Below are 14349 nucleotides of genomic sequence, written 5' to 3' on the forward strand. Positions count from 1 at the left end.
CATGTGGTGGAGCAAAGGCAAATCGCGGGTAACCGAGGGCGCACAGGCCCTGGCATCGCCAATGATCATGTCCCTGGAGCCGCGAATGCTGTTCGACGGCGCGGTGGCGGCAACCGTGGCCGATGCCGCGCAAGCAGACGCGCAACCCAATGCCGAGGCAGCCAAGACGCCCACGGCGGACCAGCCGGCCGACACTCATGCGCCCCAAGGCCAGGTCGATGCCACCCAGGCTGCCGTTCCGGGCAAATCCGTGGTGTTTGTCGATTCCCGGGTCAAGGATTCCGCCAACCTGCTCGAAGGCGTGGCGCCCGGGACCCAGGTGGTGCAACTGGATGCCACCAAGGACGGCCTGCAACAGATCGCCGATTACCTGGACACCCACCAGGGCATCAGCTCGGTGCAGATCATCGCCCACGGCAACGCCGGTGATTTGTGGCTGGGCAACAGCTACCTGTCGGCGGACAACGTCCAGGCCCGCAGCGAAGTACTGGCGCAGATCGGCCAGGACATGAACGCCGGCGGCGATATCCTGATCTACGGCTGCTACACCGCCGAAGGCGAGCGTGGCCTGAGCCTGGTGGATTCATTGGCGCAGTTGACCGGCCGTGACGTGGCCGCGTCGAACGACCGCACGGGCCTGGGCGGTGACTGGGACCTGGAAATCGCCACCGGTAACATCGAAAGCGCCAACGTGCTGTCGGCCAGTGCCATGAGTGAATACCAGTGGGGCCTGGCCACCTGGACAGCCACCAACAATGCCAACTCCGGCGTGGGCTCCCTGCGCGCCGCCCTGGCTTCCGCCCAGAACGGCGATATCGTCACCTTCAACAGCAGCATGACCGTCGCCTTGACCCAGGTGCTGGTGGTGAACAAGAACGTCACGATCGACGGCGATCTCAACAACGACAACGTCGCCGATGTCACCCTGGACGGGCAGTTCCGCACCCAGGTGATCAACGTGACGGCCGGCACCACGGCCACCCTCGATGGCTTGGTGATTACCCGCGGCGTTGTGTCGGGCAACGGCGGTAACGGTGGTGACGATGCGCTGGTGGCCAAGGGCGGCGGGATCAACAACGCGGGTACCTTGACCCTGCGTAACGTCACCGTCACGGCTAACGTGGCGGCGGGCGGTGGTGGCGGCGGTGGTGTGACGCCGGAATACGCAGGTGGCGGTGGCGGCGGCGGTGGCGCGCTCGGCGGCGGGATCGGCGGGCGTGGCGGCGATACGCTCAACTCCTCAGGTTCCAACGGCTCGGCCAACCAGGGCGGTGCCGGTGGCGGCTTCTTCAACATCGGTGGCCGTGGCGGCTCCGCGACCGGCGGTACCGGCGGCGCTGTCTATGCCGGCTACAGCACCGGTTCCTCCGGTGGCACGGCCAGCAGCGGTGGGTTGTCCATCGGCGGCGGCGGTGGTGGCGACGGCTATAACGACATCGGTGGTGCCGGCGGTGGCGCGGTTGGCGGTATCTACAACGACACGGGCGCAACCCTGCGGATCATCGGTAACTCGGTCATCTCCAACAACATCGGAGCGGGCGGTGGTGGCGGTGGCGGCGGTGCCGGTGGTGGCTACACCCAGGCGGGCGGCGCCGGTGGCGTGGGTGTCGGTGCTATCTGGAACAAGGGTTCGATCCTGATCACCGCGGCCAACTTCGCGGCCCTGGCCGGCAACGTCGGCGGCAGCGGTACCGGTGGAACGAGTGCCGGCACGGCAGGTGTCTCGCCGAGTTCGGTGGCCAACGTCTATGGCGATGGCGGCACCATCAATACCAACTACACGCCGGACGAAACGCCGCCCACCGCGACCGTCGTCGTAGCCAACACCAACCTGAATTCTGGCGGCACGTCGCAGGTGACCATTACCTTCTCCGAGGCGGTGACCGGGCTGACCGCGGCGGACCTGACCGTGCAGAACGGCACCGTCGGCACGCTGACCAGCGGCGACGGCGGCATCACCTGGACCGGCACGCTGACGGCGGCAAGCAATATCGCCGATACCACCAACATCATTACCTTGAACAACACCGGTGTGGCGGACCTCGCCGGTAACGCCGGCGTGGGCACCACCGATTCGAACAATTACGTGGTCAACGACACCGTGGCACCGACGGCGTCCATCGTGGTATCTGACACGGCCCTCAGGAGCGGCGAAACCTCACTGGTGACCATCACCTTCTCCGAGGCGGTCAGCGGGTTGACCACGGCTGACCTGACGGTGGCCAATGGCACCCTCAGCGGCCTGAGCAGCAGTGACGGCGGTATCACCTGGACAGCAACCCTGACACCCGACGCCGCTGTTACCGACACCACCAATCTGGTGGTGCTGAACAATACCGGTGTCGCAGACCTGAGTGGCAATGCCGGTGTCGGCACCACCAACTCCAACAACTACGCTATCGACACCCTGCGCCCGACGGCCACTATCGTGGTCGCCGACACGGCGCTGAGCGCCGGTGAAACGTCCTTGGTGACCATTACCTTCAACGAGGCGGTGAGCGGTTTCACCGTCGCAGACCTGACGGTGGCCAACGGTATAGTTACCGGGCTGAGCACCAGCGACGGTGGTATCACCTGGACCGCAACCCTGACACCTGACGCCGCTATCACCGACACCACCAATCTGGTGGTGCTGAACAACAGCGGCGTTGCCGACCTGTCCGGCAACGTCGGTACCGGCACCACCGACTCGAACAACTACGCCATCGACACCCTGCGCCCGACCGCCACGATCGTGGTGGCCGACAACGCCCTGAACATCGGTGAAACCTCCCTGGTGACGATTACCTTCAGCGAGGCGGTGACGGGTTTCACCCTGGCCGACCTGACCGTTGCCAACGGTTCTCTGAGCGGACTAAGCAGCAGCGACGGTGGCATCACCTGGACCGCGACGCTCACCCCAAGTGCTAGCACCACGGACGCCACCAACCTGATTGTCCTGGCCAATACCGGCGTACTGGACGCGGCCGGTAACGCTGGCACCGGCACCACCAGCTCCAACAACTATGCCGTCGACACCGCGCGCCCGACCGCGACCATCGTCGTCGCCGATAACGCCCTGAGGGTCGGCGAAACGTCCCTGGTGACCATCACCTTCAACGAAGCAGTGACCGGTTTAACCACCGCCGACCTGACGGTCGCCAACGGCACCCTGACCGGGCTGAGCACCAGCGACGGCGGTATCACCTGGACCGCGACACTGACCCCGAGCGCCAGTACCAGCGACGCCACCAACCTGATCACCCTGGATAACACCGGCGTGGCGGACGCTGCCGGCAACGCCGGCAGCGGTACCACCGACTCCAACAACTACGCCATCGACACGGCGCGCCCCACCGCCACCATCGTCGTCGCCGATACCGCCGTCGCCCTAGGCGAAACCTCGGTGGTGACCATCACCTTCAACGAGGCGGTGACCGGCTTCACTCTGGCTGATCTGACGGTCGCCAACGGCAGCCTGAGCGGGCTGAGCACCAGCGACAACATCACCTACACCGCGACCTTCACCCCGAGCGTTGGCACCAGCGATGCCACCAACCTGATCACGCTGAACAACACGGGCGTCGTGGATGGGGCGGGCAACGCTGGCACCGGCACCACCGACTCCAACAACTACGTCGTCGACACGCTGCGCCCCACCGCGACCATCGTGGTGGCCGACAACGCGCTGAGCGTCGGCGAAACGTCGCTGGTGACCATTACGTTCTCCGAGGCGGTCAGCGGTTTCGACAATTCGGACCTGATCGTGGCCAATGGCACCCTGAGCGCCGTCAGCAGCAGCGATGGCGGCATCACCTGGACCGCCACGTTCACCCCGGCCCTGGGGGTCAGCGACACTTCCAACGTCATCACCCTGAACAACACCGGCGTCAGCGATGCCGCGGGCAATACCGGCACCGGCACGACCAACTCCAACAACTACCAGGTCGACACCAACGTACCGACGGCGACTATCGTGATTGCCGATACCAGCTTGAGCATCGGCGAGACTTCAGTGGTTACCGTGACCTTCAACTCGGCGGTCAGTGGGTTCGACAATGCAGACCTGACCGTCAGCAACGGTACCCTGAGCACCATGATCAGCACCGACGGCGGCGTCACCTGGACGGCCACGTTCACGCCGAGTGCGAGCATTTCCGATACCAGCAACGTGATCACCCTGGACAATACCGGCTTGATCAACGGCGCGGGCAACGCAGGTGTCGGCACCACCGATTCCAACAACTACGCGGTCGACACCGTGCGCCCCACCGCGACTATCGTGGTGGCCGACCCAACCGTCGCCATTGGCGAAACCTCGCTGGTGACCATTACCTTCAGCGAGGCCGTGACGAGCTTCACCCTGGCTGACCTGACCGTGGCCAATGGATCCCTGAGCGGGCTGAGTACCAGCGACAACATTACCTTTACCGCGACCTTCACCCCGAGTGCGGGAGTCAGCGACAGTACCAACCTGATCAGCCTCAACAGTGGTTCGATCGCCGATGTGGCGGGCAACATCAACACCGGCACGGCGGATTCGAACAACTACGTTGTCGATACCCTGCGTCCGACCGCGACCATCGTAATGGCCGATAGCAACCTCAGCGTCGGCGAAACCTCACTGGTGACCATCACCTTCAGCGAGGCGGTCAGTGGTTTCGACAATTCGGACCTGAGCGTGGCCAACGGCACCCTGAGCGCCGTGAGCAGCAGCGATGGCGGCATCACCTGGACGGCGATCTTCACCCCGGCCACCGGCACGCGGGACGCCACCAACCTGATCGTCCTGAACAACAGCGGCGTGAGCGACGCGGCCGGCAACGCCGGTACCGGCACCAGCAACTCCGCCAACTACACCGTCGATACCCAAGTGCCGACGGCGACCATCGTGGTGGCCGATACGTCCCTGAGCATCGGTGAAACCAGCCAGGTGACCATCACCTTCAACGAAGCGGTGAGCGGTTTCGACAACAGCGACCTGACCGTCAGCAACGGCACGCTGAGCAACGTGTCGTCCTCCGACGGCGGCGTCACGTGGACGGCCACGTTCACACCGAGTGCGAGCATTGCCGATACCAGCAACCTGATCACCCTGGACAATACCGGTGTCGTCAACGTCTCAGGCAACGCTGGCGTCGGCACCACCGATTCGAACAACTACGCGATCGACACCGTGCGCCCGACCGCGACCATCGTCGTCGCCGACACCGCCATCGCCGCGGGCGAGACCTCGCTGGTGACCATCACCTTCAGCGAGGCCGTGACGGGCTTCACCACTGCCGACCTGACCGTCGCCAACGGGACCCTCAGTGGGCTGAGCAGCAATGACGGCGGCATTACCTGGACCGCGACCTTCACGCCTGCCGCTGGCATCACTGACTCCAGCAACCTCATCACCCTCGCCAATGGCGGCGTCGCCGACCTGGCGGGCAACGTCGGCAGCGGCACCACCGATTCGAACAACTACAGCGTCGACAGCCAGCGTCCGACCGCCACCATCGTGCTGAGCGATTCGGTGCTGAAGCCGGGTGAAACCGCCCAGGTGACCATCACCTTCAGCGAGGCGGTAACCGGCTTCAGCAACGCTGACCTGAGTGTGGCCAACGGCACCCTGAGCGCCGTCAGCAGCAGCGATGGCGGCCTGACCTGGACCGCGACGTTCACACCAACCCTGGGCGTGACCGACGCCACCAACCTGATCAGCCTGGATAACACCGGCGTAAGCGATGCGGCTGGCAACACCGGGACAGGTACCACCGATTCGGCCAACTATGCGGTCGAGACGCAGGTACCGACTGCCACGATCGTGGTGGCTGACAGTGCCCTGCAAATAGGGGAAACCTCACAGGTCACCATAACCTTCTCGGAAGCGGTCAGCGGTTTCGACAACACTGACCTGAGCGTGAGCAACGGCACGCTGAGCAACGTCTCGTCCTCCGATGGCGGCGTGACCTGGACGGCGACGTTCACCCCGAGCGCGAGCATTACCGACACCAGTAACCTGATCACCCTGGACACCAGCGGCGTGGTCAACGCCTCGGGCAACAGTGGTGTCGGCGTGGTGAGCTCCAACAACTACGCGATCGACACGGCCCGTCCTGGCGCGACCATCTCCCTGGGCGATACCACCCTGGGCATCGGCCAGAGCACCACCGTGACCATCACCTTCACCGAGGCGGTGTCAGGTTTCGACTTGTCGGACCTGAGCGTGGCCAATGGCGTGCTGTCCAACCTCGCCAGCAGCGACGGCGGCCTGACCTGGACCGCGACCCTGACGCCCACCGCGGGCGTCAGCGATGCCACCAACCTGATCCTGCTGGACACTGGCAACGTGCAGGACCTCGCCGGCAACGTCGGGGCAGGCATTGCGATCTCCAGCAACTACGCACTCGATGCCTCCCGGCCGACAGCGACCATCGTGGTGGCCGATCCGAACCTGACCGTGGGCGAGACGACCCAGGTCACCATCACCTTCAGCGAGGCGGTGAGCAATTTCGATCTGTCGGACCTCAGCGTCACCAACGGCGAGCTGACCAACTTGACCAGCAGCGACGGCGGCAGGACCTGGACCGCGACGTTCACGCCCACGGTGAACCTCACTGACCCGAGCAATTTCATTGCCCTGGACACCAGCAACGTCAACGACCTGACCGGCAACACCGGGGCCAGCGTGGCGGTGTCCAACAACTATGCGATCAACACCGTGGTACCCAACGATGTGAAGCCGCCGCCGGAGTTCCTGACGTCCGACCCGGTCACGGTTACCCCGCCGTCCGAGGTGCCGCTGCAACCGATCGTCTTTACCCCGCCGACCGGCAACCTCGGTTCGCCGCTGGGCTTCCCGCCGCTGTTCGAGCAGCGGGACGTGGGCGGTGGCCTCAAGCCGATTGGGGATATTTTCATCAACCGGGGCCAACTGGCGCCTAGCTATATCGCTCAGGTGTTCAGCAACGATGCCTCTGGCGATGGTTCTGGCCAGGGGTTCCTGGGCTTTGGCGGGGGCGATGGCGGGGTGTTCGGCAGCAGCACGCTTTCGACCCTGTTCACCCAGGACTCCGCTTCCGAGGGCGACTCGATGGATGCCTTCGGCAGCCAGTCGATGCAGGGTGGCGATGTGTCCCAAGGGCTGCGCGGAATGTTCGGCGCACCGACCTTGGGCCAGCAGCTGCAACAGCTCAAGGATACTGAACAAGGTCAGGTCGACAGCCTGGCAACGGCGTTACGACAGGTCGGCATCAGCCAGGCGCAGGCCTGAATTCTAAAAAATATTGGGGCAGCCAGGGGCAATCCAGGGAATGAATAGAAGTCAGAAGTTATTCGGTATGAGTTTGCTGGCGCTGGTGGTGAGTGGATGTGCGGTCACCAGCGAGCCGATCGATCGCAGCGTCAGCGAACAGCGCGCTCGAACCGATCTGCAGAATATGTACAAGGATCAGGAGCCGCTGAGCGGCCCACTGACCTTGCACCAGGCCATGGCCCGGGCGGTGAAGTACAACCTCGAAGGTCGCTTGAAGATCATGGAGGAGGCCCTGGCCAAGCGTCAGTTGGACCTGGCCAGTTTCGACATGCTGCCACGCATGGCCCTGGACGCCGGGTATGTGGGCCGCAACAACGTCAACGCCTCCAGCAGCCAGAGCGTGGAAACCGGTACCCAGTCCCTGGAACCGTCGACCTCCCAGGACCGTGACCGTGAAGTGGCGGACCTGACCATGGTCTGGAACGTGCTCGATTTCGGTGTCAGCTACATCAGTGCCAAGCAGGCCGGGGACCAGCGCCTGATCGTGCAGGAACGCCGGCGCAAGGTGATCAACACCATCGTCCAGGACGTGCGTTCGGCCTACTGGCGCGCCATGGCCGCCGAGCGCCTGCTCAAGCAGATCGACAGCCTGATGGCCCGGGTCGACGCGGCGCGTGGCAACAGCCAGAGCATGAGCGAACAGCGCATCGGCGACCCGGTGCAGGCCCTGGGTTACCAGCGCTCGCTGATCCAGGCCACCCGCCAGCTTGAAGAACAGCGCCGGGCGTTGTCCCTGGCCAAGACCGAACTGGCGACCCTGATCAACTTGCCCCTGGGCACCGAGCTGACCCTGGCGACCCAGGATGAATACACCATCCCGGAACTCAAGGTCGACCTGGCCCGTCTCGAACAGGAAGCCCTGGCCAGCCGCCCGGAACTGCGCGAGCAGGATTACCAGACCCGCATCACCGCCGCCGAAACCCGCAAGGCCATGCTGCGCCTGCTGCCGGGCCTGGAGTTTTCCGCCGGCGGACATTACGACAGCAACTCGTTCCTGGTGGAGCAGGGCTGGGCTGACTATGGTGTGAAAGTCACCTGGAACCTGTTCAACGTGATCTCCGCCCCGGCGGCCATCGACGTGGCCAAGGCCGGTGAAGAAGTCGCGTCGGCGCGGCGCCAGGCGATGTCGATTGCCGTGCTGGCGCAGTTGTACGTGGCCAACGCCAACTATCGCGAAGCCCTGCGCCAGTTCAAGACCAGCCAGCAACTGTCGGACATCGACGGGCAGATCGTTGGCCAGTTGCGCAGCCGTCACCAGGCCGCAGGCATTGGCGAACTGGACCTGATCCAGGGCGAACTGAACACCCTGCAGGCTGATCTGCGCCGGGACCTGGCTTATGCCGACCTGCGCAACGCCTACGGTCAGATCTTCGCCAGCGCCGGCCTCGATCCAATGCCGAACGAAGTGCAATCGACCGCAGTGCAATCGATCGCTACGGCGCTGGCGAACCGCGAAGCGGCCTGGGCCCAAGGGAACATCAACGTGCCAATGGCCGCCGTGCCCCAGTAACGGGCCTTGGGCATGACGCGCCCGGCGTTTTCCCGGCTGCCAGTGGCGGTGAACCTGCCGTTGCTGTTGCAGGCACTGGCGGCCATTGACGACGCGCGCTGGCAAGGGCATTTCAACAGTGCCTATTACAGCGGCGACTGGAGCGGGGTGGCGCTGATTTCGGCGGCGGATGCCGTCACCGAGCTGTCGCCCGGGCGCGGTCAGCCAAGCCAGCGTGAGCCTTGGCTAGCGGACGGTCGCTGGCGTGAGGCGTTGCGCGACTGGCCCCTGGAGATCGTCTCGGCCCGGCTGCTGCGGCTGGGGCCTGGTGGGTGCATTCACGAGCATCGTGACTACGATCTGGGCGGGCCGGACGCCGACCTACGCCTGCACGTTCCGTTGCTCAGCCCACCTGACGTGGACTTTTTCCTGGATGAACAAATCATTCCGCTGACGGCCGGCGAGTGCTGGTTTCTCGACCTGGCGCGGCCTCACCGGGTGGTTAACCGAAGTGCTCATTCGCGGGTTCATCTGGTGCTCGATTGTCGCCCCGGGCCGTGGCTGGCCCAGCAGATTACCGATGGGCTGCCCACCACGCCCGCCGCGGGCGTCAGGCAAAGCGACTTCGCCCGTTTTCAGCAGCGTGTGGAAAGCGATCCTGAACTCGCCCGTACCTTGCAGAGCCTGCACGACCTCGACGCTTTCATTGAGTCCAGCCTGGCGCTGGGGGCCGAACGAGGGCTTCATTTCACCCGGGAAGAATTGCGGGCCGCGATGCGCAACGGTCGCCAGCAGTGGAGAAACCCGTGGAAGACCTGAACCTGCACGGTTGGTTGCCGATCCGCCTCTGGCAAGAGGCCGGACAGTGGTGGGTCGATTGGTGCTGGTTCGGCGACGCGCGACTGTCACAGCCGTTCTTTGGCGATGCGGTGGAAGACGCCCTGCGCCTGCCCTTCAACCAGGCGTTCCGCCGCCGGACGCCCTTGGGCGCACTCAGTCAGTGGCAACGACAATCCCCGGGACTTGAGCCCAGCGCATTCATTTTCCATGCCTCCCGTTGTGGCTCGACATTGATCAGCCAGATGCTCGCGCAGTTGGACGACCATATCGTTATCTCGGAACCGCCACCGCTGGATACGCTGCTGCGCAGTGATTTGCCAGCGGCCGAGCGGTGTGTGGCACTCAAGGGCTTGATGTCGGCCTACGGGCAGCGCCGCCGAGGTGTGGAGCAACGCCTGGTGGTCAAGCTCGACGCCTGGAACATCGGTGAACTGCCGCTGCTGCGTGAGTGCTTTCCCGACACACCCTGGCTGTTCGTGTACCGCGACCCCTTGGAAATTTCGGTCTCCCACCTGCGGCGTCCCGGCATGCACATGGTGCCGGGGATGATCGGGGCGACGGTCCTGGACGATGGATTGCCGTTCGGCAGCCAGGAAGATTTCATCCCGCGGCGGGTGGGGCGGCTGTTGGGAGCCGGTCTGGAACACTGCCGGGCATTGGCTGGGATGGCGGTCAACTACACCGAACTGCCCGAGGCGATGACGGGCAGGTTGGCGGCGTTGTTCGGCCTCGATGATGAGCAATGCGAGCAAGTGTTCGCCACGGTGGGGCAGCATGCCAAGCAGCCGGCGCAGGCGTTTGTCGGCGACAGCGAGGACAAGCGCCGGGAGGCTTCGGCGCTGTTGCGGGAGCGGGTCCTGCGCTGGGCGCAGGGGCCTTACGAAGCGCTCGAGTGTCTGAGAAGGTCTTGAATTCAGGAGTGTCCTGTGGCGAGGGAGCTTGCTCCCGCTGGGCTGCGTAGCGGCCCCAAGATCTTGCGGTTGCTGCGCAACCGAGCGGGAGCAAGCTCCCTCGCCACAGGGGCACGCTTGTGCCTTGTCTAACCCATCACGGCTTGTTGGGCGACAACTCCGCCATCCCCTTGAGCAATTCGATCGGCAAGGGGAAGACGATGGTGGAGCTTTTATCCCCGGCAATCGAACCCAGCGTCTGCATGTAGCGAAGTTGCATGGCGCCTGGCTGGCGCCCGAGCATTTCGGCGGCCTGCATGAGTTTTTCCGAGGCTTGCAGCTCGCCTTCGGCGTGGATCACTTTGGCCCGGCGTTCCCGCTCGGCCTCGGCTTGGCGGGCGATGGCGCGGATCATGGATTCGTTGAGGTCCACGTGCTTGATCTCGACGTTCGCCACCTTGATGCCCCAGGCGTCGGTCTGGGCGTCGAGCACTTGCTGGATGTCACCATTCAATTGCTCGCGCTCGGCCAGCAGTTGGTCCAGGTCATGCTTGCCGAGGACTGCGCGCAACGTGGTCTGGGCCAGTTGGCTGGTGGCCATGAGGAAATTTTCGACCTGGATGATCGCCTTCTGCGGGTCGAGCACACGGAAATACAGCACCGCATTGACTTTCACCGAGACGTTGTCCCGGGTGATCACGTCCTGGGGCGGTACGTCGAGGACAATGGTGCGCAGGTCGACGCGGATCATCTGCTGTACCACCGGAATCAGCAGGATCAACCCCGGTCCCTTGACCTGCCAGAACCGTCCTAGCTGGAACACAACCGCGCGTTCGTATTCGCGCAGGATCCGGAATGTCGCTCCCGCCAGCGCGATCACCAGCAGCAACAGCAGCACAAAACCGATTTGCATGCCCATCTCATACCCCTCCGGAGTCAGCGGCGGCCACTTCCAGCAGCAAACCCTTGCGGGCGATGACCCGCACCGCTTGCCCAGGCCGCAGCGGCGTCGCGCTTGCCACTTGCCAGCGTTCGCCTTCCAACTGGACCCAGCCATGATGATTGTTGCCGGCCTGCAACGCGGTCACCGCCGTGACGCTGCCCAGCAGTCTGGCATCGCCGCTGATGGGTTGGCGCGGCCGCGTTTTCAATGCACGGACCAGCAGTGCGAGCAACAGCAAGGCACTGATCAGGCCCAGGCCGAGCATCAGCGGAACCGGTACATCGGCGTTGGTCAGGATGACCGCGCCAATCACACACAAGACAATGCCACCCAGCCCCGCGACGCCGTAATTGGGCAAGGCTGCCTCGAAGACCAGCAAGGCCACGCCAACGGCGATCAGCCAGAAACCCAGGGGATCGGTGCCTGGCGGCATGAGGCCATCGGCGCCGAACGCGGCTCCGCTGATCGCCAGCAGCGCAACCGTCAACCAGTGAATGTTCACGGGATCCTCCGCAACGTGTCGTCGTCGGGATGTTATTCAAAGTCTAGTCGAGTCGGGGGTTGATTGAATTTTGATCAGTCTGGCGGTCGGCGAGGGGCTAGACTGCCTAGGAACAACCCCGTCATCCACTCATGTCCAGGAGCCCCCTATGGAACCGCCGATCCACACCCTTCGCGCATTGTTCAAGCAACTGGGCTTGCCCGATGACGCCATTGGCATTGATCAGTTCATCGCCACGCATTCACCCCTCAAGCCCGGATTGCACTTGGCCGATGCGTTTTTCTGGAATGAGGGCCAGCGGCAAATGCTGCGCGAGGAAATCCTCGAGGATGCGGACTGGGCGGAAGTGATAGACCAGTTGGATGTGTTGATGCGCAAGGGGCGTAGCGAGCGACCTGCCTGAGAGACCTGTGGGAGCGAGCTTGCTCGCGATGGCGGTATGTCTGTTACATCAATGTCGACTGACCGTTCGCTATCGCGAGCAAGCTCGCTCCCACAGGGGATTACCTGTTATTCGTTTTAAGTATTAACAAATAGCTTCTTATTCCTTAAATAATATAGCTCTCCTCCCTATACTCGTCCGGGAACAGACACGCAGGAGAGCACCCATGCGCAACGAATCGATTCGCTACCTGATTGTGCCGGGCTGGCAAGGATCGCCGGAAAATCATTGGCAAACCCACTGGCAGAACAGCCTGCCCAACAGTGCCAGGGTCGAGCAGGCCGACTGGGTGACGCCTCGGCGTGAAGACTGGGTCGCGGCGCTGGCCGAGGCCGTGGCCGCTGACAGCACGCCGGTGATCCTGATTGCCCATAGCCTGGGTTGCATCACGGTGGCCCATTGGGCCGCCACCGCGCCGGTGCAGTTTTTGCGGCAGGTGCGTGGGGCGTTACTGGTGGCGCCGGCGGATGTCGAGCGGCCAGCCTGCGTCCCGGCGCTGCGCAACTTCGCGCCGATTCCCAGCGATCTGTTGCCGTTCCCAAGCCAAGTGGTCAGTTCCGACAACGACGACGCCGTGAGCGCCCCACGCGCTCTGGAACTGGCGCGCAACTGGGGGGCCGAGGCCGGAATCCTGGCCGGGGCGGGGCATATCAACGTGAAGTCCGGCCACCAGCGTTGGGAGCAGGGTTTCGCTTATCTCTATCGTCTGCAAAACCGCATGGAGCATCACGCCCTGCGTCGCGCCTGAATTTTTAGCGCCCCCCGTCTCCCGGCGGTCTGGGGCGGGAGCCTGCCATGAGTTTGCATGAAACCTTCGGTCAGCCCTTGCTGACCTTTCCCGATGCGGAAAAAAGCCCCCTGAGCATTCGCGCCAAGGCGCTGGTGTTTGTCGACCCCCGTTCACGGCAGTTGCGCCAGGAGTTGGAGCAACTGGCGCCCCGTGCGATCTCGGTGCTGATACGCGGCGAAACCGGTAGCGGCAAGGAACTGCTGGCCCGGCATATCCATCGCGAAAGCGATCGCGGCGGATTGTTTGTGTCGGTCAACTGCGGCGCCATCAGCCCGACCTACGCCGACGCCGAACTGTTCGGGTATGCCGCCGGCAGCTACAGCGGCTCGGCCAGCAGCCGGGCCGGTTGGTTCGGTTCGGCCAACGGCGGCACCCTTTACCTGGATGAAATCGGCGATTTGCCGCTGCCGATCCAGATCAAGTTGCTGGCGGCCCTGGAGAACCACGAAGTCACCCGTGTCGGCGCCCACCAGCCCAGTCCGGTGGATGTCCGCCTGGTCGCGGCCACCAGCATCGACCTGGCGCAAGCGGTGGCAGCCGGGAAATTCCACGAACGGCTCTACCACTACCTGGGCGAAGGCCGACTGGAACTGCCAGCCCTGCGTGAACGGGTGGGCGATATTCTGTCCCTGGCCGAATACTTCCTGGGCATCTACAGCCAGCGACTCGGCCTGGCCGTGCCGCTGATCAGTGAGGCGGCGCAGCATGCCCTCGAACAGCACAGTTGGCCGGGCAACACCCGCGAGTTGGAAAACGTCATTCATTTCGCATTGCTGGTGAGTACGGGCGAGGAAATTTTGCCGGAGCATTTGAATTTGCCGCCCCAGCCTTCAGTGCCGGAACTGATCGAGCAGCAAGTGGCGCAGGTCATCGCAGGGGGATCGGAAGGTGAGCGTGCCGCACTCAAGGTGCTGCTCAGTCGATTGGGCTCGACGCTGTAAGCGTGGCTGACCCGCTCTTGTGGCGAGGGCGCTTGCTCCCGCTGGGCTGCGTAGCGGCCCCAAGATCTTGCGGTTGCTGCGCAACCGAGCGGGAGCAAGCTCCCTCGCCACAAGAGCGGTGTTAGCTATATGAGAAAAATGAATATGAACTTGAACAAAAGATATTGTTAAGGAATAAAAAATATCGGTATTGTCCGCATCACGCCAGCGATAGCACTTCACTGGCACACCCT

General features: G+C 63.8%; 9 protein-coding genes. 7 read left to right on the forward strand and 2 right to left on the reverse strand.

All coding sequences use genetic code 11. The features are described from left to right. The first annotated feature begins 1 nt into the window (after position 1). Genes ACZ5M5_RS01160 through ACZ5M5_RS01175 form a run of 4 tightly spaced genes read left to right on the forward strand, consistent with a single transcriptional unit; the run spans position 2 to position 10519 of the window. The gene (locus tag ACZ5M5_RS01160) at positions 2–7237 is read left to right on the forward strand and encodes an Ig-like domain-containing protein (protein WP_464738466.1); all 7236 of its coding nucleotides are present in this window, start codon (positions 2–4) and stop codon (positions 7235–7237) included. A gap of 40 nt (positions 7238–7277) precedes the next feature. Continuing rightward, positions 7278–8789: a TolC family protein gene (locus ACZ5M5_RS01165; RefSeq protein ID WP_060739723.1), complete on the forward strand. Its 1512-nt coding sequence runs from the start codon at positions 7278–7280 to the stop codon at positions 8787–8789. A 12-nt stretch (positions 8790–8801) separates the two neighbouring features. Beyond that, positions 8802–9587, forward strand: a complete 786-nt coding sequence (locus tag ACZ5M5_RS01170) for an aspartyl/asparaginyl beta-hydroxylase domain-containing protein (RefSeq protein WP_060739722.1) — start codon at positions 8802–8804, stop codon at positions 9585–9587. Further along, on the forward strand, positions 9575–10519 hold the full coding sequence (locus ACZ5M5_RS01175; protein ID WP_060739721.1) for a sulfotransferase family protein: 945 nt from the start codon (positions 9575–9577) through the stop codon (positions 10517–10519). The genes ACZ5M5_RS01170 and ACZ5M5_RS01175 overlap by 13 nt, the downstream gene beginning before the upstream one ends. Before the next feature lie 136 nt (positions 10520–10655). Here ACZ5M5_RS01175 and ACZ5M5_RS01180 read toward each other — a convergent pair whose 3' ends face one another. Together ACZ5M5_RS01180 and ACZ5M5_RS01185 are read right to left on the reverse strand one after the other, a co-directional pair. After that, positions 10656–11411 (reverse strand): slipin family protein, encoded by a 756-nt coding sequence (locus ACZ5M5_RS01180; protein WP_371919238.1) that lies wholly within the window; start codon positions 11409–11411, stop codon positions 10656–10658. Positions 11412–11418: 7 nt separating this feature from the next. Further along, positions 11419–11943: an NfeD family protein gene (locus ACZ5M5_RS01185; RefSeq protein ID WP_207283284.1), complete on the reverse strand. Its 525-nt coding sequence runs from the start codon at positions 11941–11943 to the stop codon at positions 11419–11421. Positions 11944–12091: 148 nt separating this feature from the next. On the opposite strand from ACZ5M5_RS01185, the gene ACZ5M5_RS01190 reads away from it, so the two are divergent. From ACZ5M5_RS01190 to ACZ5M5_RS01200, 3 genes are all read left to right on the forward strand, one after another. Then, positions 12092–12346 (forward strand): DUF2789 domain-containing protein, encoded by a 255-nt coding sequence (locus ACZ5M5_RS01190; RefSeq protein WP_060739718.1) that lies wholly within the window; start codon positions 12092–12094, stop codon positions 12344–12346. A gap of 205 nt (positions 12347–12551) precedes the next feature. Further along, on the forward strand, positions 12552–13133 hold the full coding sequence (locus ACZ5M5_RS01195; RefSeq protein WP_060739717.1) for an alpha/beta hydrolase: 582 nt from the start codon (positions 12552–12554) through the stop codon (positions 13131–13133). 47 nt (positions 13134–13180) lie between these two features. Then, positions 13181–14116, forward strand: a complete 936-nt coding sequence (locus tag ACZ5M5_RS01200; protein ID WP_060739716.1) for a sigma 54-interacting transcriptional regulator — start codon at positions 13181–13183, stop codon at positions 14114–14116. Positions 14117–14349 lie beyond the last annotated feature (233 nt).

This window comes from Pseudomonas sp. Van50 (assembly GCF_055390755.1).

Bases quoted from the DNA above. Each gene is read 5' to 3' on its own strand.
- ACZ5M5_RS01160 (WP_464738466.1), top strand. From the start codon at position 2: ATGTGGTGGAGCAAAGGCAAATCGCGGGTAACCGAGGGCGCACAGGCC.
- ACZ5M5_RS01165 (WP_060739723.1), top strand. From the start codon at position 7,278: ATGAATAGAAGTCAGAAGTTATTCGGTATGAGTTTGCTGGCGCTGGTG.
- ACZ5M5_RS01170 (WP_060739722.1), top strand. From the start codon at position 8,802: ATGACGCGCCCGGCGTTTTCCCGGCTGCCAGTGGCGGTGAACCTGCCG.
- ACZ5M5_RS01180 (WP_371919238.1), bottom strand. From the start codon at position 11,411: ATGCAAATCGGTTTTGTGCTGCTGTTGCTGCTGGTGATCGCGCTGGCG.
- ACZ5M5_RS01190 (WP_060739718.1), top strand. From the start codon at position 12,092: ATGGAACCGCCGATCCACACCCTTCGCGCATTGTTCAAGCAACTGGGC.
- ACZ5M5_RS01195 (WP_060739717.1), top strand. From the start codon at position 12,552: ATGCGCAACGAATCGATTCGCTACCTGATTGTGCCGGGCTGGCAAGGA.
- ACZ5M5_RS01200 (WP_060739716.1), top strand. From the start codon at position 13,181: ATGAGTTTGCATGAAACCTTCGGTCAGCCCTTGCTGACCTTTCCCGAT.